The 21,402-nt window shown below is 72.6% G+C and carries 19 protein-coding genes; 8 read left to right on the top strand and 11 right to left on the bottom strand.

The window, feature by feature from the left end; translation table 11 throughout:
- Positions 1-88: 88 nt before the first annotated feature.
- Positions 89-601: a MarR family winged helix-turn-helix transcriptional regulator gene (locus BU52_RS17635; protein WP_037935309.1), complete on the bottom strand. Its 513-nt coding sequence runs from the start codon at positions 599-601 to the stop codon at positions 89-91.
- A 143-nt stretch (positions 602-744) separates the two neighbouring features.
- On the opposite strand from BU52_RS17635, the gene BU52_RS17630 reads away from it, so the two are divergent.
- On the top strand, positions 745-1,791 hold the full coding sequence (locus BU52_RS17630; protein ID WP_078903300.1) for an EamA family transporter: 1,047 nt from the start codon (positions 745-747) through the stop codon (positions 1,789-1,791).
- Here the strand turns inward: BU52_RS17630 and BU52_RS17625 are convergent.
- The 3 genes from BU52_RS17625 to pepN (BU52_RS17615) form a co-directional block, all read right to left on the bottom strand.
- Positions 1,713-2,078, bottom strand: coding sequence for a hypothetical protein (locus BU52_RS17625; protein WP_037935307.1), 366 nt, complete (start codon positions 2,076-2,078; stop codon positions 1,713-1,715). The two genes, BU52_RS17630 and BU52_RS17625, sit on opposite strands and share 79 nt — an antisense overlap.
- A gap of 2 nt (positions 2,079-2,080) precedes the next feature.
- A complete protein-coding gene (locus BU52_RS17620) occupies positions 2,081-2,575 on the bottom strand; it encodes a TetR/AcrR family transcriptional regulator (protein WP_037935306.1) in 495 nt (164 codons plus the stop codon).
- Between the two features lie 168 nt (positions 2,576-2,743).
- A complete protein-coding gene (gene pepN / locus BU52_RS17615) occupies positions 2,744-5,323 on the bottom strand; it encodes an aminopeptidase N (protein WP_037935305.1) in 2,580 nt (859 codons plus the stop codon).
- A gap of 175 nt (positions 5,324-5,498) precedes the next feature.
- On the opposite strand from pepN (BU52_RS17615), the gene BU52_RS17610 reads away from it, so the two are divergent.
- Complete coding sequence (locus tag BU52_RS17610) at positions 5,499-5,987, top strand: DUF1203 domain-containing protein (protein WP_037935303.1); 489 nt, start codon at positions 5,499-5,501, stop codon at positions 5,985-5,987.
- A 79-nt stretch (positions 5,988-6,066) separates the two neighbouring features.
- Here the strand turns inward: BU52_RS17610 and BU52_RS17605 are convergent, their stop codons facing one another.
- Entirely contained in the window at positions 6,067-7,083 is a 1,017-nt protein-coding gene (locus tag BU52_RS17605; RefSeq protein WP_037935301.1) for an aspartate-semialdehyde dehydrogenase, read from the bottom strand.
- Between the two features lie 333 nt (positions 7,084-7,416).
- Here BU52_RS17605 and BU52_RS17600 point away from each other — a divergent pair, with 333 nt between their 5' ends.
- Together BU52_RS17600 and BU52_RS17595 are read left to right on the top strand one after the other, a co-directional pair.
- On the top strand, positions 7,417-7,953 hold the full coding sequence (locus tag BU52_RS17600) for an RNA polymerase sigma factor (RefSeq protein WP_037935298.1): 537 nt from the start codon (positions 7,417-7,419) through the stop codon (positions 7,951-7,953).
- Between the two features lies 1 nt (position 7,954).
- Positions 7,955-8,818: a hypothetical protein gene (locus BU52_RS17595; protein ID WP_051858321.1), complete on the top strand. Its 864-nt coding sequence runs from the start codon at positions 7,955-7,957 to the stop codon at positions 8,816-8,818.
- Between the two features lie 55 nt (positions 8,819-8,873).
- Here the strand turns inward: BU52_RS17595 and BU52_RS17590 are convergent, their stop codons facing one another.
- Together BU52_RS17590 and BU52_RS17585 are read right to left on the bottom strand one after the other, a co-directional pair.
- Entirely contained in the window at positions 8,874-12,185 is a 3,312-nt protein-coding gene (locus BU52_RS17590; protein WP_037935295.1) for a S8 family serine peptidase, read from the bottom strand.
- Positions 12,186-12,406: 221 nt separating this feature from the next.
- Positions 12,407-12,955: a CGNR zinc finger domain-containing protein gene (locus tag BU52_RS17585; RefSeq protein ID WP_037935292.1), complete on the bottom strand. Its 549-nt coding sequence runs from the start codon at positions 12,953-12,955 to the stop codon at positions 12,407-12,409.
- Between the two features lie 121 nt (positions 12,956-13,076).
- Here BU52_RS17585 and BU52_RS17580 point away from each other — a divergent pair, with 121 nt between their 5' ends.
- Genes BU52_RS17580 through BU52_RS17570 form a run of 3 tightly spaced genes read left to right on the top strand, consistent with a single transcriptional unit; the run spans position 13,077 to position 14,895 of the window.
- Complete coding sequence (locus tag BU52_RS17580; RefSeq protein ID WP_037935291.1) at positions 13,077-13,520, top strand: VOC family protein; 444 nt, start codon at positions 13,077-13,079, stop codon at positions 13,518-13,520.
- Positions 13,521-13,533: 13 nt separating this feature from the next.
- Positions 13,534-14,433 carry a pyridoxamine 5'-phosphate oxidase family protein gene (locus BU52_RS17575; protein ID WP_037935289.1) on the top strand — a complete coding sequence of 300 codons (900 nt, stop codon included), beginning with the start codon at positions 13,534-13,536 and terminating at the stop codon, positions 14,431-14,433.
- A 9-nt stretch (positions 14,434-14,442) separates the two neighbouring features.
- Positions 14,443-14,895 (top strand): NUDIX hydrolase, encoded by a 453-nt coding sequence (locus tag BU52_RS17570; RefSeq protein WP_200881209.1) that lies wholly within the window; start codon positions 14,443-14,445, stop codon positions 14,893-14,895.
- Positions 14,896-14,929: 34 nt separating this feature from the next.
- Here the strand turns inward: BU52_RS17570 and BU52_RS17565 are convergent, their stop codons facing one another.
- Together BU52_RS17565 and pepN (BU52_RS17560) are read right to left on the bottom strand one after the other, a co-directional pair.
- Positions 14,930-15,982 carry a hypothetical protein gene (locus BU52_RS17565; protein WP_037935286.1) on the bottom strand — a complete coding sequence of 351 codons (1,053 nt, stop codon included), beginning with the start codon at positions 15,980-15,982 and terminating at the stop codon, positions 14,930-14,932.
- A gap of 195 nt (positions 15,983-16,177) precedes the next feature.
- Positions 16,178-18,754, bottom strand: a complete 2,577-nt coding sequence (pepN, locus tag BU52_RS17560; protein ID WP_037935283.1) for an aminopeptidase N — start codon at positions 18,752-18,754, stop codon at positions 16,178-16,180.
- Between the two features lie 137 nt (positions 18,755-18,891).
- On the opposite strand from pepN (BU52_RS17560), the gene BU52_RS17555 reads away from it, so the two are divergent.
- Positions 18,892-19,539, top strand: a complete 648-nt coding sequence (locus tag BU52_RS17555; protein ID WP_037935280.1) for a mycothiol-dependent nitroreductase Rv2466c family protein — start codon at positions 18,892-18,894, stop codon at positions 19,537-19,539.
- A 3-nt stretch (positions 19,540-19,542) separates the two neighbouring features.
- On the opposite strand, the gene BU52_RS17550 is transcribed toward BU52_RS17555, so the two are convergent.
- Both BU52_RS17550 and BU52_RS17545 read right to left on the bottom strand, forming a co-directional pair.
- Complete coding sequence (locus BU52_RS17550) at positions 19,543-19,785, bottom strand: hypothetical protein (protein ID WP_037935277.1); 243 nt, start codon at positions 19,783-19,785, stop codon at positions 19,543-19,545.
- Between the two features lie 173 nt (positions 19,786-19,958).
- Positions 19,959-21,338 (bottom strand): amino acid permease, encoded by a 1,380-nt coding sequence (locus BU52_RS17545; protein ID WP_037935274.1) that lies wholly within the window; start codon positions 21,336-21,338, stop codon positions 19,959-19,961.
- Positions 21,339-21,402 lie beyond the last annotated feature (64 nt).

Here is a 21,402-nt window from a genome sequence, read left to right as displayed (position 1 = left end):
CCCTCGCCGCGCACCACGTGACCGGCCCCCGCGTCCCCGGCGTGCGGCTCGCCCGAGGACGGCGCCCGCGCGGACGCACCCGGCCGACCTACCTCTCGGTGACGAGCAGCAACTCCCGCAGCAGCGCCGACAGGTGTGCCGCCCGTTCGCCGTCCAGGGCGGACAGCGCCCGCGTCTGCTCGGCGAGGCCCGCGCCCACGGCCTCGTCGATCAGCCGCAGCCCTTCGTCGGTGAGCGTGACCTGGAGCCCGCGCCGGTCGTGCGGGTCGGGGGAGCGGCGCAGCAATCCCGCGCGCTCCAGTTTGTCGAGGCGGCCCGTCATCCCGCCGGTGGTGAGCATCAGCGTGCCCGAGAGCTGCCGGGGCGACAGGGTGTAGGGCTCCCCGGACCGGCGCAGGGTGGCCAGGACGTCGAACTCCCCGCGTGAGATGCCGTACCTGGCGTACGCCTTCTCCATGCGGTCGCCCATGGCGCGCGCGAGCCGGGAGATGCGCCCGAAGACCGCCATGGCGGCCGTGTCGAGGTCGGGCCGCACCCGGGCCCACTGCTCGATGATCGCGTCGACGGGGTCCTGCGGGTGCTGCTCCGGGGGTGTGCTCATGGGCAGGAGTATCCGCCGGGTGTTGGATCGTCGGCAAGAAAGTGGATCGGCGGAAAGCGGCTTGACGGCAAGTAGCTTAGAGCTAAGCTACTTGCCATCGACCTAAAAGGGTGATCCGCCACCGACCGGAAGGGGAGTGCCCCATGGCCGCCGGCCGTGCCACCCTCATTGCGCTCACCGCCCTCGCCCCCGTCTCCTGGGGCACCACCTACGCCGTCACCACGGAGTTCCTCCCGCCCGGCCGTCCGCTGTTCACCGGCCTGATGCGCGCCCTGCCCGCCGGACTGGTGCTGCTGGCGCTGGTCCGGGTGCTGCCGCGCGGCGCCTGGTGGTGGAGGGCGAGCGTGCTCGGCGCGCTCAACATCGGGGCCTTCTTCCCCCTGCTGTTCCTCGCCGCGTACCGGCTGCCCGGCGGCATGGCGGCGGTCGTCGGCTCGGCCGGCCCGCTGTTCGTCGTCGCTCTGTCGGCCCTGCTGCTGGGGCAACGGCCGACGGCCCGCACCGTCCTCACTGGAGTCGTGGCCGCCTCCGGCGTCAGCCTGGTCGTCCTGAGGGCGGCCGGAGCGCTGGACCTCGTCGGCGTGCTCGCTGCCCTCGCCTCCACCGCGTCGATGTCCGTCGGTACGGTGCTCACCCAGCGGTGGGGCCGTCCCGAGGGCGTCGGACCCCTCGCCCTCGCCGGCTGGCAGCTCACCGCGGGCGGTCTGCTCATCGCCCCCCTCGCCCTCCTGGCCGAGGGCGCACCCCCGGCCCTGGACGCTCCGGCGGCCGGAGGGTACGTGTATCTCGCCCTGGCGAACACGGCGGTCGCGTACTGGCTGTGGTTCCGGGGCATCGGACACCTCTCCGCCACCCAGGTCACCTTCCTCGGCCCGCTCTCCCCGCTCACGGCCGCGGTGGTCGGCTGGGCGGCCCTCGGCGAGGCGCTGACACCCCCGCAAGTGGCGGGCATGGCACTGGCGTTCGGGGCGACGGTGGCCGGGCAGATCGGCCGGGGGCCCGGTGCCGGGGCGACCGCGTCCTTTGCGCCACGCGGGGCGAAAGTGGCGCGTTCGGCCGTTGCCGCCCCGGAGGGTGACGCGCAGCCTGACAGCTCGCGGGAGCCCGTGCGTCAGCCGCGGGCGATGGACCGCTCGATGAGGGCGACGGTGGCGCGGGGGTCGTCGACCTCGACGACGAGGCGGTCGTAGGTCTCGGCGTCGGCGAGTTCGACGACGACCGCCTTGTCCGGGTTCTTCACGTCCCAGAAGAGGCGTTCCCCGTGGCGCCGGAAGCGGCCGGCGGTGATGACGCCGGGGAAGTGGGTGCCACCGACCCGGATGCCCTTCGGTTCGCGTGCCATCCCGGGGTCGTGGGTGGCGCCGCGCACGTGGGCGAGGGGGATCTCCAGGCGGCTCTTGAGCGTCCACAGCTTGTCGAGGCCCTGGAACTCGACGTTCAGCAGGCCGCGTTCGCGGTCGACGGAGATCAGGGCCATGGTCAGTGCTCCTTGGAGGGGGTCGCGGTCGGCTGTGCGGCGCGCAGCCGCAGGCGGGCGCCGAGGACGGTGGAGGCGAGCCGGGGTGCGGCGTCGCCGTGCGAGGGGCGCAGGGCGTCCTCCAGTGCGGCGACGCCCTCGGCGACCAGCGCGGCGGCCTCCGGGTCGCGGGGGGCCCGTTCGGCGGCGGCGAGCAGGAGCAGCCCGGCGGCCGGTCCGTTGTCGTACGAGGCGATGGCCGCGGTCAGTGCCTGCTCGGGGTCGGTGAGGGTGGCGATGGCGGCGGTGGCCGGGTGGATCTCGTGGTCGAGGTGTGTGCGGAGCGCGGCCAGGTGCAGGCCCCGCTTCGATCCGAACACCTTGTAGAGGCTGCCCCGGTGCACACCGGTGGCGGTGACCAGGTCGTCCACGGAGGTGCCCTCGTAACCGTGGGTGGCGAAGAGGGCGGCCGAGGCCGCGACGACCTGGTCGGTGTCGAAGGCGCGTGGTCGTCCCATGGGTGTGACCCTACGCGTTTGAGAACGGTCGGTCAAGAACGAGCGTTCTCAAACGGACGGCCGCGCGTGGGGAGTCCGGCGGCGCTGTCGGCCGTCCGGTCGGGGCGGACAACGGCCGCGGGGCCGCACGGCACCAAGCCGGGCGGCCCCGCGTACGCGCCTGGTGGCTCAGGAGGCCGCCGCGTCCGCCGCCTGGGCCCGCAGGGCGCGTTCCACGCCCGCGCGGGACTCCGAGACCAGGCGGCGCAGCGCCGCGTTGGGCTCGGCGGTGGTCAGCCAGGCGTCCGTCCTGTCGAGGGTCTCGCCGGAGACCTGGACGGCCGGGTAGAGGCCGACCGCGATCTGCTGGGCCATCTCGTGCGACCGGGACGCCCAGACGTCCGCCAGCGCCTCGAAGTACCGGTCCGTGTACGGAGCCAGCAGTTCCCGCTGGTCGGTCTGGACGAAGCCGGCGATGACCGCCTCCTGGACGGCGTTCGGCAGCTTGTCGGACTCCACGACCGAGGCCCAGGCCTCCGCCTTCGCCTCCTGGGTCGGGCGGGCCGCGCGGGCGGTCGCGGCGTGGCGCTCACCGGCCGCCGTCCTGTCCCGCTCGTACTCGCTCGCGATCTCCGCCTCGTCGAACCGGCCCACCGCCGCCAGCCGCTGGACGAACGCCCAGCGCAGCTCCGTGTCCACGGCCAGGCCCTCGACGGTCTGCGTGCCGGCCAGCAGCGCCTCCAGCAGGTCGAGCTGCTCCGGGGTGCGGGCGGTCGCCGCGAAGGCGCGTGCCCACGCGAGCTGGTGGTCACTGGCCGGCTCGGCGGACCGCAGGTGGGCCAGCGTGGCGTCGGTCCAGCGGCCCAGCAGCGTCTCGCGGGCGGCCGGGTCGGCGTACTGGTCGATCGCCAGCTTCACCTGACGGTGCAGCGACTGCACGACACCGATGTCGGACTCCTTGCCGATGCCCGACAGGACGAGGGAGAGGTAGTCGCGCGCGGCGAGTTCCGCGTCCCGGGTCATGTCCCAGGCGGAGGCCCAGCACAGAGCGCGGGGCAGCGACGACTCGAAGTCGCCCAGGTGCGCGGTGACGAAGGCCAGGGACTGCTCGTCCAGGCGGACCTTGGCGTAGGACAGGTCGTCGTCGTTGAGCAGGACGACCGCCGGACGGCGCTTGCCGGCCAGCTGCGGCACGGCGGTCAGCTCGCCGTCGACGTCCAGTTCGACGCGGTCGCCGCGCACCAGCTTGCCGGAGGCCTCGTCGAGGTCGTACAGGCCGATCGCGATGCGGTGCGGACGCAGGGTCGGCTCGCCCTTGGCGCCGGCCGGGAGCGCGGGGGCCTCCTGGCGGATGGCGAAGGAGGTGATGACACCGTTGCCGTCCGTCTCGATCTCCGGCCGCAGGACGTTGATGCCGGCCGTCTCCAGCCACTGCTTCGACCACGTCTTCAGGTCGCGTCCCGAGGTCTCCTCCAGCGCGCCCAGGAGGTCGGACAGGCGCGTGTTGCCGAACGCGTGGCGCTTGAAGTACGCCTGCACGCCCCGGAAGAACTCGTCCTCGCCGACGTACGCGACGAGCTGCTTCAGCACCGAGGCGCCCTTGGCGTACGTGATGCCGTCGAAGTTGACGAGCACGTCGTCCAGGTCACGGATGTCGGCCATGATCGGGTGCGTGGACGGCAGCTGGTCCTGGCGGTAGGCCCAGGTCTTCATGGAGTTCGCGAACGTCGTCCAGGAGTGCGGCCACTTGGAGCCGGGCGCGTCCGCCTGGCAGGCGGCCTCGGCGTAGGTGGCGAACGACTCGTTCAGCCACAGGTCGTTCCACCACTCCATGGTGACCAGGTCGCCGAACCACATGTGGGCCAGCTCGTGCAGGATCGTGGCGGCCCGCACCTCGTACGCGGCGTCGGTCACCTTGGACCGGAACACGTACTGGTCGCGGATCGTCACCGCGCCCGCGTTCTCCATCGCGCCCGCGTTGAACTCCGGGACGAACAGCTGGTCGTACTTCTCGAACGGGTACGCGTAGTCGAACTTCTCCTGGAACCACTCGAAGCCCTGCCGGGTCACGGCGAAGATCGCGTCCGCGTCGAGGAACTCGGCGAGCGAAGGGCGGCAGTAGATACCGAGCGGGACGGACTGGCCGTCCTTCTCGTACACACTGTGGACGGAGTGGTACGGGCCGACGATCAGCGCCGTGACGTACGACGAGATGCGCGGGGTCGGCGCGAAGACCCAGACGTTGTCCTTCGGCTCGGGCGTCGGCGAGTTGGAGATGACGGTCCAGCCCTCCGGCGCCTTCACGGTGAACTGGAAGGTCGCCTTCAGGTCCGGCTGCTCGAAGCTCGCGAAGACGCGGCGGGCGTCCGGCACCTCGAACTGCGTGTAGAGGTACGCCTGGTCGTCGACCGGGTCGACGAACCGGTGCAGACCCTCACCCGTGTTGGTGTACGCGCAGTCGGCGCTCACCCGCAGGACGTTGCGGCCCTTGAGCAGGCCCGGCAGGGCGATGCGGGAGTCCGCGAAGACCTCGGCGGGGTCGAGGGAGTCGCCGTTGAGGGTCACCTCGTGCACGGTCGGAGCGACCAGGTCGATGAAGGACTCCGCGCCGTCGCCGTCCTCGGCGACGTCGAAGCGCACCGTGGTCACGGACCGGTAGGTGCCGCCCTCCTGCGCGCCGGAGAGATCGAGATCGATCTCGTACGAGTCAACGGTCAGCAGCTTCGCCCGCTGCTGCGCCTCTTCGCGAGTCAGGTTTGTGCCAGGCACGCGGTCATCTCCTCGTTATGTGTGGGTTGCGTCATCCTTCCACGCGACATCGGCATCGGGCGATGACGGAGCCGGACCATGGGGATACCCCTGTGTCGGGGCCCACGGCGGGGGGTGTGATAAGAGGTCCGGAATCCGCCGGCGCGATGGGGGCCGGCGGGCGAGCCTGGCCGGTATGACGACGATCCGCACGAGCCACCTCGCACGTCCCGTCCCGGCGCCGGTCGTGAGGGAACTGCTGACCGCCGACGACGCCGGCCGCCCGGCCGTCCCCGTCACCGACGACGAGGGCGGCGCCCCGCTCCGCTGCTGCCTGCGGCGCAGTCGCCCGGGGGAGCCGATCGCGCTCGTGTCCTACGCGCCCCTGCGCCGCTGGGCGGCGGAGACGGGCGCGGACCCGGGCCCCTACGACGAGCAGGGCCCGGTCTTCGTCCACGCCGGGGAGTGCGCGGGCCCGGCAGGCGGGGACCTCCCCTTCACCCACGCCCACCGCACCCTGCGCCGCTACTCGGCCGGCGGCCGCATCCTGGGCGGGCGGCTGGTGGAGGCTCCGGAGGACTTCGCACCGGCCCTCGACGAGGCGTTCGCCGACCCCGAGGTGGCGCTCGTGCACGTACGGGCCGTCGAGTACGGCTGCTTCCTGTACGAGGTCCGGCGGGGCTGACCTCCGGCCGACCGCACGGACCGGCACGAAGAGGCGGGCGCCCCGCCCGGGACGCCCGCCTCTCCTGGGTCCGCCGGCGTCAGCCGCGCAGCTCCTGCGCCACCAGCTCCGCGATCTGGACGGCGTTCAGCGCCGCGCCCTTGCGGAGGTTGTCGTTGGAGACGAACAGCGCCAGGCCGTTGTCCACCGTCTCGTCGGGGCGGATGCGGCCGACGTACGACGGGTCCTGGCCCGCGGCCTGGAGCGGGGTGGGGATGTCGGTGAGGACGACGCCCGGGGCCTGTCCGAGCAGCTCGGTCGCGCGCTCGACGCTGATCGGACGGGCGAAACGGGCGTTGATCTGGAGCGAGTGGCCGGAGAAGACCGGGACGCGCACGCAGGTGCCGGAGACCTTCAGCTCGGGGATCTCCAGGATCTTGCGGGACTCGTTGCGCAGCTTCTGCTCCTCGTCGGTCTCGTTCAGACCGTCGTCGACGAGGTTGCCGGCGAGGGGCAGCACGTTGAAGGCGATGGGGCGCTTGTAGACGCCGGGCTCGGGGAAGTCGACCGCCGAGCCGTCGTGGGTCAGCCTGTCGGCCTCGTCGACGACCTTCCGGGTCTGGTCGTGCAGCTCCGCGACGCCCGCGAGGCCGGAGCCCGACACCGCCTGGTACGTGGCGACGACGAGTGCCTCGAGGCCCGCCTCCGCGTGCAGCGGGCGCAGGACCGGCATCGCGGCCATCGTGGTGCAGTTCGGGTTGGCGATGATGCCCTTGGGCCGGTTCGCGATGGCGTGCGGGTTCACCTCGGAGACGACGAGGGGGACGTCGGGGTCCCGGCGCCAGGCGGAGGAGTTGTCGATCACGACCGCGCCCTGCGAGGCGACCTTCTCGGCCAGCGCCTTCGAGGTGGCGCCGCCCGCGGAGAACAGGACGATGTCCAGGCCGGTGTAGTCGGCGGTGGAGGCGTCCTCCACCGTCACGCCGTCCAGCTCCGTGCCGGCCGAGCGGGCCGAGGCGAACAGGCGCAGCTCGGTGACCGGGAAGTTCCGCTCCTTGAGGATCCTGCGCATGACCGTGCCCACCTGACCGGTGGCTCCGACGATTCCGACCCTCACGGCGACTCCCTACTGCTCCTGATACGTACCTGATGTGCCTGGCCGAGGCTCTTCCATGATGCGGCCGACCACGGCCCGCCTGTCCACTTCTTTGCCACCATGCCCGCCCACTGGGACGGACGGGCGGTGCGCGCGGGGCGCGGACCTTCGGTCGTCACCCCACTGAGCTGCAGAAATTCAGCCCCCGGGGGCCGTGGACCGCAAGGTCCCCTGCCCGGCCCGCCCTCCTCCACACGGAGATGTGACGTACGCCTCGGCGGGATCCGGAAAAAACGCGTGAACGTTCCGCGCGGGAGCGGCGTCGTAGGAGAAACAGCGTGAGGGGGGTGGCCAGTGCTGCGCGGAAGGATCCGGCGCGGCCGGGGGTCATACGTCGCTGCCGACGCCGACCCGCTGGACGCGGCGCAGGAACGCCGGGTGCGGGCGGTGCTCGCACTGGGCGGGGTGCCGCAGGCGGACCTGCCGGACGGGGTGCAGCAGGTCCGCCTGCGGTTGCTGGAACGGGCCGCGAGCGGTCGGGAGGCGCCGCGGGACGTCTCGGCGTGGGCGGCGGTCGTCGCCTCCAACCTGGCCATGGACTGGCACCGGGCCAAGCGCCGCCAGGAGCGGCTCGGGGAGCGGCTGGCCGCGCTGCGGCCGGCGGAAGCGCCCTCCGGCGAGGAGACCAGCCTGCTCTCCCTCGCCGTCGCCCGCGGCCTGGACCGGCTGCCCGACGCGCAGCGCCAGGTCGTCGTGCTGCGCTTCTACGCCGACCTGCCGGTGCGCTCCATAGCCGAGCAGCTCGGTGTTCCGGAGGGCACGGTCAAGAGCAGGCTGCACACGGCGGTACGCGCCCTGCGCGCCCGCCTGCACGAGGACGAGGTGGTGTGACATGACCGCCCACGACGAGGCCCGGGACCCGTCCCGCGAAGGGCCCGAGCACGACGGCATGGACGCCCTGACGGCCGCCCTCCTCGACGAGCCGCTGCCGGAGGGGGCCCGGCGGGATCCGGAGTTCCTGGCCGCGCGAGACGCGGCCCTCGCCGACCTCGTGGTCCTGCGCGAGCAGCTGACGGTGATCGCGGACGCGCTCGCCGGCCCGCCGGACGGTGCCCCGGCGGGGCGAGACGCGGCCGCCCGCCCCGGGGAGCGGCCGGACACCGGATCCGGGCCGCAGCGAGCGGACGCGGGGACGCACGCCCCGGGCGGCGCGGCGCCCGGCCACGCGGAGACCGGGCCCGCCCCGCTGAGGGGCCTGCCGTCCCGGCGTCCCCGTCGCCGGCCGGTGAGGGCCGTCCTCGGCGGACTCGCCGCCGCTGCCGCCGCCGCTCTGGTCCTCGGCACGGGGTGGCTCGTGGCGCAGGGCGGGGGAGGGGCCGGAGCGGCGGACAGCGGTGCCGCCGCGGACGCCAAGGAGGCGGGCGGGGTCGCCTTCGGCAGCCCCCGCCACCTCGCGTGCGCGCGGCTCGTCGCCGAGGGTGCGGTGACGGCGGTGGAGCAGGTGCCGGGGGCCGCCGGCACCGAACGGGTCACACTGAGGGTGAGCCGGTACTACAAGGGCGAGGGCGAGGTCACGTTCCTCCGGGACGCCGTCGTGGAGCCCCCGCTGCGCCGGGGCGACCGCGTGCTGATCGGCATGCTCCGCGACGGCGACCGCCCCGACATGGTGCTCGTCGGCGAGGAGGAGATCGCCCCCGAGCGGGCCCGGATCATCGCCGCGCTGCCCGAGTCACGCACGCTGAGCTGCGGCTGGTGACGACGAAGGGGCGGGCGCCCGTACGGACGCCCGCCCCCTTTTCGTCAGCCGGCGCTTACGGGACGACCTTCCCGATCGCCACGCTGCCGACGCCCGCGACCGTGCCGCGCGCGTTCACCAGCTGCACGCGCCCGAAGAACGCCCGTCCCTCGGGAGCCGCCGCCGCGACGGTGACGTCGCCGGAGACGGTGGCGGAGTCGCCCGTGCCGAGCTTCACCGTCGCGGAGCCGTCGACGCTGACGGAACCGAGCGAGGCGGCGAAGAACACGTCCCGGTAGTCGTAGTCCGTGGAACCGGCCGGGACCGAGTAGCCCACGACCTCGACGGTGTACGTACCGGCCGCCGGGGAGGCGATGGACACCGACTCCTCCGAGTCGCCGTCCGCGGACTGGGCGACCCGGTTGCCGGCCTTGTCGTAGACCGTCAGGTCCAGGTCCGCGGAGGCGTCGGACACGTTGCCGATGGCCGCGTCGAGTGACGCGGCGCCCTCGGGCACCTCGACCGTCATCGTGTGCTTCTCACCCGTCCTGATGGCCGGGCGGTCGGTCCTGGACGAGCCGAGCGGCCCGCCGACCAGCTTGCCCTCCAGCGCGGCGAGCTCGTTCGTCACCTTCCACGAGGCGGCGGCCGGCGTGCCGACCTTCGCCTCGGGCACGGTCACGGTCTCCGGGTCGAAGGCCGCGCCGAGCACGGCGGCGTCCAGCTTGTACGGGTTGTCGAGGAGCGGCGAGGTGCGGCGCGACTCGACCTCGATCTCCCAGACGCCCGGCTGCGGATTCGCGTACGAACGCACGTCGGGGCGGCAGGTGTTGGCCGGGTTGTTGTAGTTCGGGTAGCAGTTGACCGTCGACGTCGGGTCGGCCGGGACGCCGTACGGGTGGATGGCGACGAACCGGGTCTGGCTCTTGTCCTTGAGCCCGCTCATCGCGATCTCCAGCGTCTTCGCGCCCTCGGGCACGGTGACGAAGTAGGAGGTCGTGCTGTTGCGCTGGGCGGTGCCCGACGCGGCGAAGGTGTGCTTCAGCGGCGCGGAGACGACCACGGTGGTCATGATCTGCTGGTCGACACCCTCGGTGCGCGGGTCGTCGACCTCCAGGATCGCGCTCTTGATGCCGGCGGAACCGGGCGCGGCCTGGACCTTGACGGTCACCGGCTGGTTGAGCGGCAGGCGGACCTCGTCGTCGCCGAGGACGCGGAAGGTGCGGCCCGCGTTGTTCTCGATGCCGAGCTCGTGGCGGATCGCGCGGTCCGGGCCGGACGTACGGGTGATCGTGACGTCGTACGTCTTCTTCTGGCCGGCCTTCAGGCCGCCCTCGCGGTCGTAGAGGCCCGTGCCGAAGCCCGGGGTCTTCAGGAACTGGTCGATCGCGGTGTCGACCGGCGCCTTCACCGTGTACCGGTGCGCGGTGGCGCCGTCCCGGATGGCGTCCCAGGCGTCCTCGATGTCGATGAGGCCGGCGCCCTCCTCGTAGGCCTGCACACCGCTGATGTGATCGGCGGTGGAGGTGAGGGCGGTGCGCAGCTCCGCCGGGGTGAGGTCGATGCCCTTGCGCTTCGCGGCGGACAGCAGCAGCGCGGAGGCGCCCGCGGCCTGCGGGGAGGCCATCGAGGTGCCCTGGAGCATGCCGTAGCCGGCCGGGAGGGAGTAGCCCGCCTCGGCGACCGGGGCGCCCGGCAGCCAGGTCTGGATGGTGTTGATCGCCGCACCCGGCGCGACCAGCGTCGGCGTGAAGCCGCCGTCCTCACGCGGACCGCGCGAGGAGAAGGGCATCATGGCGTACTTCTTCTCCACCACGGAGCCGTAGTTGGCGGCCCAGGTCTCCTTGGAGGCGGACGCGCCGACGGAGATGACCTTGTCGGCGAGGCTGGGGTCGCCGATGGTGTTGGCGCCGGGGCCGGAGTTGCCCGCGGAGATCACCAGCTGGACGCCGTACTCGTCGATCAGGCGGTTGTACAGCTCGGCGCGGGCGTTGTTGCCGTCGTTGAGCGCCGGCAGGCCGCCGATGGACATGTTGACGATGTCGACGCCGCGGTTGGTGACGAGGTCGATCATGCCCTCGGTGAGCGCGACGTTGGTGCAGCCGCCGGTCCAGGTGCAGGCGCGGGACGAGACGATCTTCGCGCCGGGGGCGGCGCCGTCCATCCGCCCGCCGAACAGGCCGTTGGCGGCGGTGATGCCGGCCACGTGCGAGCCGTGCGAGCCCTCGATGACGCCGATGTTGACGAAGTCGGCCTTCTTGCCGGTCCAGTCGCCGCCGTAGGGGTCCATCGGGACGTCCTTGCGGATCTCCACGACGAACGGCTGGCGCTCGGCGACGTCGGTGGACGGGTCGTCGGTGCCGAAGTACCCGATCTGGAAGCCGTCCTTGTACGGCTTCATCGCCGTGTCGTCGGAGAAGTCCTGGTTGTTGTTCAGGTCGACCCGGACGGTGCCGGCGGCGGCGTCGTAGAGCACGCCCCAGGAGTCGGTGGTGTCGCCGTCGCGGTTGGCGTCACCGGCCGCGTCACCGCCGGCGGTGTAGGACTCCAGGAAGGTGCTGATCCGGTACGTGCCCTCCGGGGCCGTCCAGGTCTTGTCGCCGTAGGTGAAGGCCGGTCCGGAGACGGAGGAGACCATGGGGCGCCAGGTCCGGTCGCTGTCGACGATCGGGTCGGTCGCCGTCACCCAGTCGACGATCTTGCGCTCGCCGGTGGTGGTCTTCTGCAGCGCCGGGTGGCCGAGGTCCACGCCGGAGTCGAGGATGCCGATGGTGACGCCGCGGCCGTCCGCCTTCGGGTTGTCCTCGACGAACTCGACGGCGCCGGTCTCGAAGGACGGGTTGTACGGGTTCTTCGCGGGGGTCCGCTTCCCGGGGGCCGGGTACGTCGCGGTTCCCTGGCTGCCGGCCTGGCGGGTGGTGTCCGCGCTGGGCGTCGGGTCGTCCAGCGGGATCTCGTCGCGCAGGTCGACGCCGTGCACGGAGGAGAGCTTGGTGGCGGCTGCGATCGCCGCGTCCGCCTTGGCGGTGGGGACGGTGGCGCGGACGTAGCCGAGCTTGTCGTCGGTCCGGCCGACCGAGCCGCCCTTGACCGCGCCGAGCTGCTCGGCGACCTGCTCGGTCCTGCCGGGAGCGGTGGCGATCATCATCGTGACGTGCTTGGCGCCGTCGGCCTTGGCCTCGGCGAGCAGCTCGGCGTCGTCCGAACCGAGCTTGTCGGGTGCCGTCTTGACGTCGGCGTCGGCCGGCGCGGCGGGCGGCGTGTCGGCGGCGAGGGCCACGGGCACCGGCCCGGCCGCGGCGAGCGCGGCGACGAGACCGGCAGCGACGGCGATGCGGGCCGCGCGTCTGGTGCCCGATATCGGGTCGCGCTGGGGGGTGTGGGTCATCGGCATCCCTTGCACGTAAAGGAACGATCGGGAGCGACCGGAGCCGATCGACCCTGGCCGCGACGGTCCGGAACGCGGTCCCGGACGATCGTTGAGCCTTACTCAAGGGTCTGCTGTTTGGGGAGGGTTGACCGAAACGAAATGGATGTGTGGGGAAAACCCCCGGTGTCCTTATGGGGAGATGGGGCCCGAAGCGGACAAGTCGCCGCGCGTGCGTAGGGTCAGGCGTCCTTGGTGCGCGCGTAGTGGCGGGAAGCCTTCGCCCGGTTGCCGCACGACGCCATGGAGCACCAGCGGCGGGTGCCGTTGCGTGAGGTGTCGAGGAAGTGCAGCGTGCACGCCTCGTGGGCGCACCGGCGGATCCGGTCGGGAGCGGTGCCCAGCAGCAGGAGGTAGTCGCGGGCGGCCAGCCAGGCCGGCCCCCAGGAGGCGTCGTCGAACTCCGGCCGCTCGCCCGGCCCGTCCGCGGTGAGCGTCGCCCGGATGCGCCCGTGCGCGAGTACGGCGTCCACGGCCGCCGCTCCTTCGCCGGACGTCCCCTCCACGGCCTCCCGCAGGGCGTCCCGTGCCCGCAGGGTGTGCCGCAGGGTTGCCTCGTCGGCGGTGAAGCGGGCGTCCAGTCCGTTGGCGCCGAGCCACACCGCGAGCCCGTCGGTGCCGGTGAGCAGGTCCCGCGCGGCGGAGCCCTTCCCCCATCGCGTGTTGAGCAGGTCGAGCGCGAGCGGCTCGCCGGTGAGCGGTCGCGGGTCGGTGCGGTCCGGGTCGGACATGAGGGCTCCCTTCGTACTAACCAGTCAAGGGTACGGGACTGGTTGCATCCCTTCTTCTAACCGTCTAACGTGAACTTCAACGGTTAGTCCCGCTCCCGCGGGACCCGACGAAGGGACACGCATGACCCTGCGCACCGGCCACATCGGCCTGAACGTCACCGACCTCGGCGCCTCGCTCGCCTTCTACCGGGACGTCCTGGGCTTCACCCTGATCGGCGAGGGCAAGGAGGAAGGCCGGCGCTACGCGTTCCTCGGCGACGGACGCCACCTCGTGGTCGCCCTCTGGCAGCAGGCGGACCGTCCGTACGGCGCCGACCGTGCCGGGCTGCACCACCTCGCGTTCGAGGTGGAGTCGATCGAGCGGGTCGGGGAGTACGAGGCCGCCCTGCGCGCCCACGGCACCGAGTTCGCTTACGAGGGCGTCGTCGCCCACGGCGAGGGCGCGGCCTCCGGCGGCATCTTCTTCCACGACCCGGACGGCACCCGCCTGGAGATCTACGCGCCCAGCGGCGCCGAGGGCGCCCCGGCGCCCAGCCAGTCCGCACCCACCTGCGGTTTCTTCTAGGAGGGACGCGTCCATGACGGAAACCGCGGCCGTGTACCACGCGGGCTCGCGCACGGTGCAGGACCGGGTCGGCGTCCGCCGGAACGCCGACCACGTCGGCCGGTCCATCGGACGGGACATCAAACCGGTGGCCGCGGCGTTCCTCGGCCTCCAGCCGATGCTGGTGATCGGCGCCGCCGCCCCGGACTCGGGCCGGGTGTGGGCCGGGGCGCTCACCGGAACCCCCGGCTTCGTCCGGGCCACCGGCACTCGGCAGATGTCGGTCACCGGCCGGGTGCCGGCGGCCGACCCGCTCGCCACCGCCCTCACCACCGTGGGCACCCCGGTCGGCACCCTCGCCCTGGACCCGCGCACCCGCCGCCGCATGCGCCTCAACGGCCGGCTCCGGCCCACGCCGGGGGGCTTCGCCGTCGAGGCGGACCAGGTGTTCGCCAACTGCCCCAAGTACCTGCAACGACGGCAGTCCTACGAGACGGTCGGCGACCGCACGCCGGGCACGGCGCGCCGTTCCGGCGAACTGAGCCGCGCTCAGGCGGCGTTCGTGGCGGACGCCGACACCTTCTTCATCGCCACCGTGCACGGTGACGGCGCCGACGCCAGCCACCGGGGCGGCAACCCCGGCTTCGTCCGGGTGGCCTCGCCGACGGAACTGACATGGCGCGACTACCCGGGCAACGCCATGTTCCTCACCCTCGGCAACCTCGCCGCCGACCCGCGCGCCGGTCTGCTCTTCGCGGACTGGACGACCGGCACGACCCTCGGTCTCACCGGTGAGGCGCGCACCGAGTTCGGCCCCGGCGGGGAACGCCGGGTCCGCTTCACCGTGCACGAGGCGCTGGAGACCCCGCACGCGCTCCCGCTGCGCTGGTCCGCCCCCGAGTACTCACCTGCCAATCCGCAGCCGCCGGGTTAACGTCCACGGATGCGAAGGAAGTTGAGGGTGGCGGCCTACGCCGTGTGCGTGCGCGACGGACAGCTCCTGCTCGCCCGGTCCCCCGGCCCCGGCGGCGTCCCCGAGTGGGTGCTGCCGGGCGGGGGCATGGAGCACGGCGAGGACCCCTACGACACCGTGCGCCGGGAGGTCGAGGAGGAGACCGGTCACCTCGTCGAGGTCACCGGCCTGCTCGGCGTGCACTCCACCCGGCGCACCTTCCCCGGCCGGTTCGGCCGCGCCGTCGACCACCACGGCGTCCGGCTGCTCTACGAGGCCCGGGTCACCGGAGGCGAACTGCGCAACGAGGTGGGCGGTTCCACCGACCTCGCCGCCTGGCAGCCCCTCGACGCCGTCCCCGGCCTGGTCCGGATCCGCCTGGTCGACATCGCCCTGCGCCTGTGGCGCGAACGCCCGGCGACGGGCCGGGCGGAACCGGCCTGATCCGCACGGTGCGCCGCCCGGGGCCGGACAGGCCCTAGCGGGGCAGGACCAGGACGTGGGCCGCCGGGTCGCGGTCGGCCGAGGCCGTCAGGGCCGTGCGGACCACCGCCGCCTGTTGCTCCGCCGCGTCCCGGAGCGCCCGCGGGGCGATGCGGACGACCGTGATGCCGAGCCGCTCCAGGTGTTCCCGCTTGCGGGCGTACTCCGACCACTCGGCGTCGTCCTCCGGCCGCCCGCCCGGACGGGGCGCGCGGGTGTCCAGCTCCACCGCCACCGACTGCTCCGGCCAGTACGCGTCCACACCACCGAGACGGGGACCGCCGGGCAGCCGCAGCTCGACGTTCCAGCACGGGTCCGGCAGGCCGTGGTCGTGGACCATCCGGTACAGCCGGGACTCCGCCAGCGCCCGGCCCTCGGCCAGCAGCGAGTCCACCGCGTCCACCACGTGCGGCCGGCTGAGCAGCTTGGCGGCGGTGAGCTCCCGGACCACCGCCGCCGGTTCGCAGTGCCCGCCCCGCACCGCCTCCGTGAGCAGCCGCCGCACGGTGCCCGCGTCCCCCAGGTCCGCCACGGCGTCGGCCAGCGCCCGCGCGACCGGTGCCACGGGCAGGCCCGTGACCTCCTGAGGGGGCGGCAGGGCGGAGGCCCGGACGACACGGACGCAACCCGTCGAGCGCAGCCGGCGCAGCCGCGGGACCAGGACGTCGAGGACCTCCAGGGACGGCAGCGGGGGAGCGGAGGAGAAGCCGTGCAGGGTCAGCGCGGCCAACCCGGTGATCATCACCTCGCCGTAGGGGGACGCGGGCGGCCCGTCCGCGCCGGGTTGCACGGGAACGCCCGTGGTCCGCTCCCGTGCCGCGTACAGCAGCACCGCGTGCAGCCGCTCCTCGCTGGTCGGCGGGCCGGGGTGGAGCAGGACGACGCCGGGGAGGAGCTGCTGCCAGGGCCCGCCGGGGCGGCACTGCGCACCGGCCTCCGCGGCCGAGACGCCGTGGGCACGGAGCTGCGCGTGGGTCAGGACACGGCGTCCCGTGCTGGTGGGGAGGTGGTGCAGGGGGCGGGGGGAGAGCGGGGTGTTGTGGTTCATGCCCGGCAATTTCCCGTCTCCGGCCGCCCCTCGAACCCCTGTTACAGGCTCGTCGACGAACAAGGACAAGCCCGCACTGAAGGACGTCTGTTCGGACACCGAAAACCCCTGGTCCGTTCGGGTGAGAACCAGGGGTTACGGCGTGATTGCCCGCGTTCGGTAACGGCCGCGGACGGCGGGGTGCGCGGGGGCGGCTCAGTCCGCCGTGGCGTCGCACGCCTGGCCGCGCAGGGCCCGGGCCAGGTCGTCCCGGGCCTCGAGGACCAGCCGGCGCAGTGCCGGGGCGGCGTCCTCGTGGGACGTGAGCCACGCGTCCGTCGCGTCGAGCGTCGCCCGCGAGTCCTGGAAGGAGGGGAACAGACCCCGCACCACATCCATGCCGATCTGGATCGACCGCTCGGTCCACACCCGCTCGATCGCCGCGAAGTACTTCTCGGTGTACGGCGCGAGCAGCTCCCGCTGGGACGACTGAGCGAAGCCCGCGATCGTCGCCTCCACCAGCGCGTTGGACAGCGCGTCCGACTCCACGACCTGCGCCCAGCACTGCGCCTTGACCGCCGCCGACGGGCGGGCGGCCAGGCAGCGGACGTGGTGCCGCTTGCCGGACGCGGTGTCGTCCCGGGCCAGTTCGGCGTCCAGCCTCTTCTCGTCCGCCGCCCCGTGTGCGGCCAGCGGCGCCAGGAACGCCCAGCGCAGCTCCTGGTCGACCTCCAGCCCAGGGAGGGCCTCCGTGCCCTCGAGCAGCGAGGTCAGCAGCTCGAAGTCGGCCGGCGCGCCGGCGACGCGGGCGAAGAACCTCGCCCACGCGAGCTGGTGCTCGCTGCCCGCCTCGGCGGCGTGGAGCTGGGCCGAGGCGCCCTCGGCGAGCAGACGCCCGGCCTGCTCCCGCCGTCCGGGCGCGGTGTAGTGCACGGCCGCCGACTCGGCCCACGCGTGCAGCATCTGCAGCACGCCGATGTCGGACTCCCGGCCCGCGAACCGCAGCACCAGGCCGATGAACTCCCGGGCCGGCAGCAGCGCGTCCCGCGTCATGTTCCACAGCGCCGACCAGCACAGGGCGCGGGCCAGCGGATCGGTGAGGTCGCCCAGGCCGTCGCGGAGCGCCGCCAGGGACGTCTCGTCGAAGCGGGTCTTGCAGTACGTCAGGTCGTCGTCGTTGACCAGCACCAGCTCCGGCGCGTCCGCGCCCGCCAGCTCCGCCACGACCGTGCGCGGGCCCTCCACGTCCGTCTCGGCCTGCGCGTACCGCTCGAAGGTGCCGGACTCCGTGCGCCGGTACAGGCCCACCGCCACCCGGTGCGGGCGCAGTTCGGGATGGGACTCGGCGGCCTCCTGCACCACCGCCAGCTCGTCGACGCGTCCGTCCGCGCCGAGCAGCACCTGCGGGGTCAGCGCGTTGACGCCCGCCGTCTGCAGCCAGGAACGGGCCCATGCGCCCATGTCCCGTCCGCTCGTCTCCTCCAGGACGGAGAGCAGGTCACCGAGGCGCGTGTTGCCGTACGCGTGCCGCTTGAAGTAGCGCCGGGCGCCCTCCAGGAACGCGTCCTGACCGACGTACGCCACCAGCTGCTTGAGGACCGAGGCGCCCTTCGCGTACGTGATGCCGTCGAAGTTGAGCTTGGCGTCCTGCAGGTCGCGGATGTCCGCGGTGATCGGGTGCGTGGAGGGCAGCTGGTCCGCGCGGTAGGCCCACGCCTTGCGGCGGTTGGCGAACGTGATCCAGCCGTCGGTGAAGCGGGTGGCCCCGACCAGGGAGAACGCGCCCATGAAGTCGGCGAAGGACTCCTTCAGCCACAGGTCGTCCCACCACTCCATGGTGACCAGGTCGCCGAACCACATGTGCGCCATCTCGTGCAGGACGACGTTCGCCCGGCCCTCGTACGACGCCCGTGTGACCTTGCCCCGGAAGATGAACTCCTCGCGGAAGGTGACCATCCCCGGGTTCTCCATCGCGCCCAGGTTGTACTCGGGCACGAAGGCCTGGTCGTACTTCCCGAACGGGTACGGGTAGTCGAAGTGGTCGTGGAAGAAGTCCAGGCCCTGCTTGGTCACCAGGAACACGTCGTCGGCGTCGAAGTGCGGCGCGAGACCCTTGCGGCACATGGCGCCCAGCGGGATCCGCAGACGGGTGCCGTCCTCGAACTCCCGCTCATAGGTGTCCGTCACGTAGTGGTACGGACCCGCGACGACACAGGTGATGTACGTGGAGATGGGCTTGGTCTCGGCGAACCGCCACACGCCGTCGGTGAGTTCCCCGGCGCCGTTGCTCCACACCGTCCAGCCCTCGGGCGCCCGCACCTCGAAGCGGTACGGGGCCTTGAGGTCGGGCTGCTCGAAATTGGCGAAGACGCGCCGGGCGTCGGCCGGCTCGTACTGGGTGTAGAGGTACACCTCGCCGTCCTCGGGGTCGACGAAGCGGTGCATGCCCTCGCCGGTGCGGGAGTAGGCGCACTGCGCGTCGACGACGAGCTCGTTGTCGGCGGCGAGGTCCTCCAGCAGGATCCGCGATCCGTCGAAGACCTGGCCGGGGTCGAGGTCGCGCCCGTTGAGCGCCACGCTCGTCACCCCCGGCGCGATCAGGTCGGCGAAGCTGCTCGCGCCCGGCTCGGCGCAGCGGAAGCGCACAGTGGTCACGGAGCGGAAGGTGCGCGCACCCTCACCGTCGTTCCCGCCGACCGCCGACCGCAGGTCGAGGGACACCTCGTATCCGTCCACGGACAGCAGGGCCGCCCGCTCCCGGGCTTCGTCGCGGGTCAGATTCTCACCGGGCACGTGCGGACTCCTCATGCGTCGTCGACATGGATGAACAGGACCGATCCTGCCATGTGCCCCTGACGCCGGGCAGCCGGGAATGGCCAGGACGAGCCGCGGCGTTGTCTCCCAGAGATACCGCCTTCACGAGGAGTGACATGTCGGACAAGTCCCCCGCCACGCCTGTCGACTTCTGGTTCGACCCGCTCTGCCCCTGGGCCTGGATGACCTCCCGCTGGGTGCTGGAGGTGGAGAAGCTGCGGGACATCGAGGTCCGCTGGCACCTGATGAGCCTGGCGGTGCTCAACGAGGACAAGCTCGACGACCTCCCCGCGGAGTACCGCGAGATGCTCGAGGTCAAGGCATGGGGGCCGGTCCGCGTGGTCATCGCGGCCCAGCAGGAGCACGGCGCCGAGGTGCTCGGCGACCTCTACACCGCGCTCGGCACCCGCATCCACAACAGGGGCGAGGGGCCGGAGAAGGAGACGGTCGCCGCCGCCCTGGAGGACGTCGGTCTGCCCGCCTCCCTCATGGAGCACTGGGACTCCACCCCGTACGAGGCGGAGCTGCGGGCCTCCCACAAGGAGGGCATCGAGAAGGTGGGCCAGGAGGTCGGCACCCCGGTCGTCGCGGTCCCCGGTCCCGACGGCGAGGAGATCGCCTTCTTCGGCCCGGTGGTCACTCCCGCCCCCCGGGGCGAGGAGGCCGCCCGCCTGTGGGACGGCACGCTCGCGGTGGCCTCCGTCCCCGGCTTCTACGAGATCAAGCGGACGCGGACGAAGGGGCCGGACTTCAGCAACCTGTGACGGTCAGTCCAGCACGGGTACCTTGATCGCCGCGGCGAACGGCTTCTTGTTGAAGCCCGTGCGCAGGTTGCGGCACTGCTTTCCGGTGTCGGCGTCGAGCACGTTCACACAGAGCCAGAACTCGCCGACCCCGGACCGGCCGAGCCGCTCCTTGAGCCAGTCCTCCTCCTTCCTGGTGAGCTGACGGTGCTGCTGGTCCCCGTCGCAGGTCCAGCAGTAGTCCTTCTTCGTCCTCTGTGTCGCCATTGCGCAACGATGGCCCGGATCGCCGCATACCGGAAGCCCCCGCGGGTCATGTCCCCGCGGGGGCCTCACTCTGTCCGCCTGCCGGGTGAACGGTGAGAAGACGACCACGAGGCAGGGTTCTTGTTGCAAATAGCTCGCAACTGCACGCTAACAGCAGAAAGGGCTGTCCGTGGTCAGCTCCGGGCGCGCGCCCGCTGCCAGGCGTAGCCGACGGCCGCCAGGACCAGCGTCATCCCGCCCGTCGAGTAGAGCTGCACCCGGGTGCCCGGCTCCCGGGCCATGAGGACGAAGACCGCCGCCATGCCGGCCAGCGCCACCCACGTCAGCCACGGGAACGCCCACATCCGCACCGCGAGTCTCTCGGGCGCCTCGCGCTCGAGCCGGCGGCGCAGCCGCAGCTGGGAGACGGCGATGAAGATCCAGACGACCAGGATCACCGCGCCGATCATGTTCAGCAGCCAGGCGAAGACGTCGTCCGGCCGCCAGTAGCTCAGCAGCACGCACGCGAACCCGAAGACGGAGGAGGCCAGTACGGCGGTCCGCGGCACCCCGCCCGACACCCGGCCGAGTGCCTTCGGCCCCTGGCCGCGGCGCACCAGGGAGTAGCCGATGCGTGAGGCGCCGTAGATGTTGGCGTTCATCGCGGACAGCAGCGCCACCAGCACCACGACGTTCATCAGCTGACCGGCGCCGGGGATGCCGAGGGTGTCCAGTGCGGCGACGTAGGGGCCGTCCTCGACGACCGCCGGGGAGTCCCACGGGACGAGGGTGACGATGACCGCCATCGAACCGATGTAGAACACCGCGATCCGCCACATCGCCGTACGGACCGCGCTCGCCACGCCCTTGACCGGGTTCTCCGACTCGGCCGCCGCGATGGTCACCGTCTCCAGACCGCCGTACGCGAAGACGGAGGCGAGCAGTCCGATCACCAGGCCCTCGCCGCCGTTGGGCAGGAGGTCGGTGAGGTGGGAGGTGCCGGGGGAGTCCGTGCCGGGCAGCGCACCGGCCACGGCCAGCACGCCCAGCCCGAGGAACAGGGTGATCGCGCCGACCTTCAGCGCCGCGAACCAGAACTCGAACTCGCCGAAGTTCCTCACCGCCGCGAGGTTCGTCGCGCAGAACACCACCATGAACAGCGCCACCCACGCCCACTCCGGCGTGCCCGGCAGCCAGCCGGTGACGATCTTCGCGGCGCCGATGCCCTCCAGGCCGACCGCCGTGCACAGCAGCACCCAGAACGACCAGCCCGCGGTGAACCCCGCCCAGGGGCCGATGGCCCGCTCGGCGTGCGCGGAGAACGAACCCGAGGACGGGTACGCGGCGGACATCTCGCCCAGCATCCGCATCACCAGCATCACCAGGATGCCGGAGAGGGTGTAGGCGAGGACGACGGAGGGCCCGGCGGCGGCGATGGCGGCACCGGAGCCGACGAACAGCCCGGCGCCGATCACCCCGCCGAGGGCGATCATCGACAGATGGCGCTGCTTGAGGCCGTGCGAGAGGGAGGCGCCGTCCGGCTTCGGGGGCGTCTCGACGGTGGTGCTGGGCATGGGCGCGGCTCGTCCAATGCGGGAGACGACAAAACGCCGCCCAGTCTGGGCGGTCTCCCGGCGG

Source organism: Streptomyces toyocaensis (assembly GCF_000725125.1).
Classification (GTDB): domain Bacteria; phylum Actinomycetota; class Actinomycetes; order Streptomycetales; family Streptomycetaceae; genus Streptomyces; species Streptomyces toyocaensis.
This window is presented reverse-complemented; position numbering and strand designations above follow the sequence as displayed.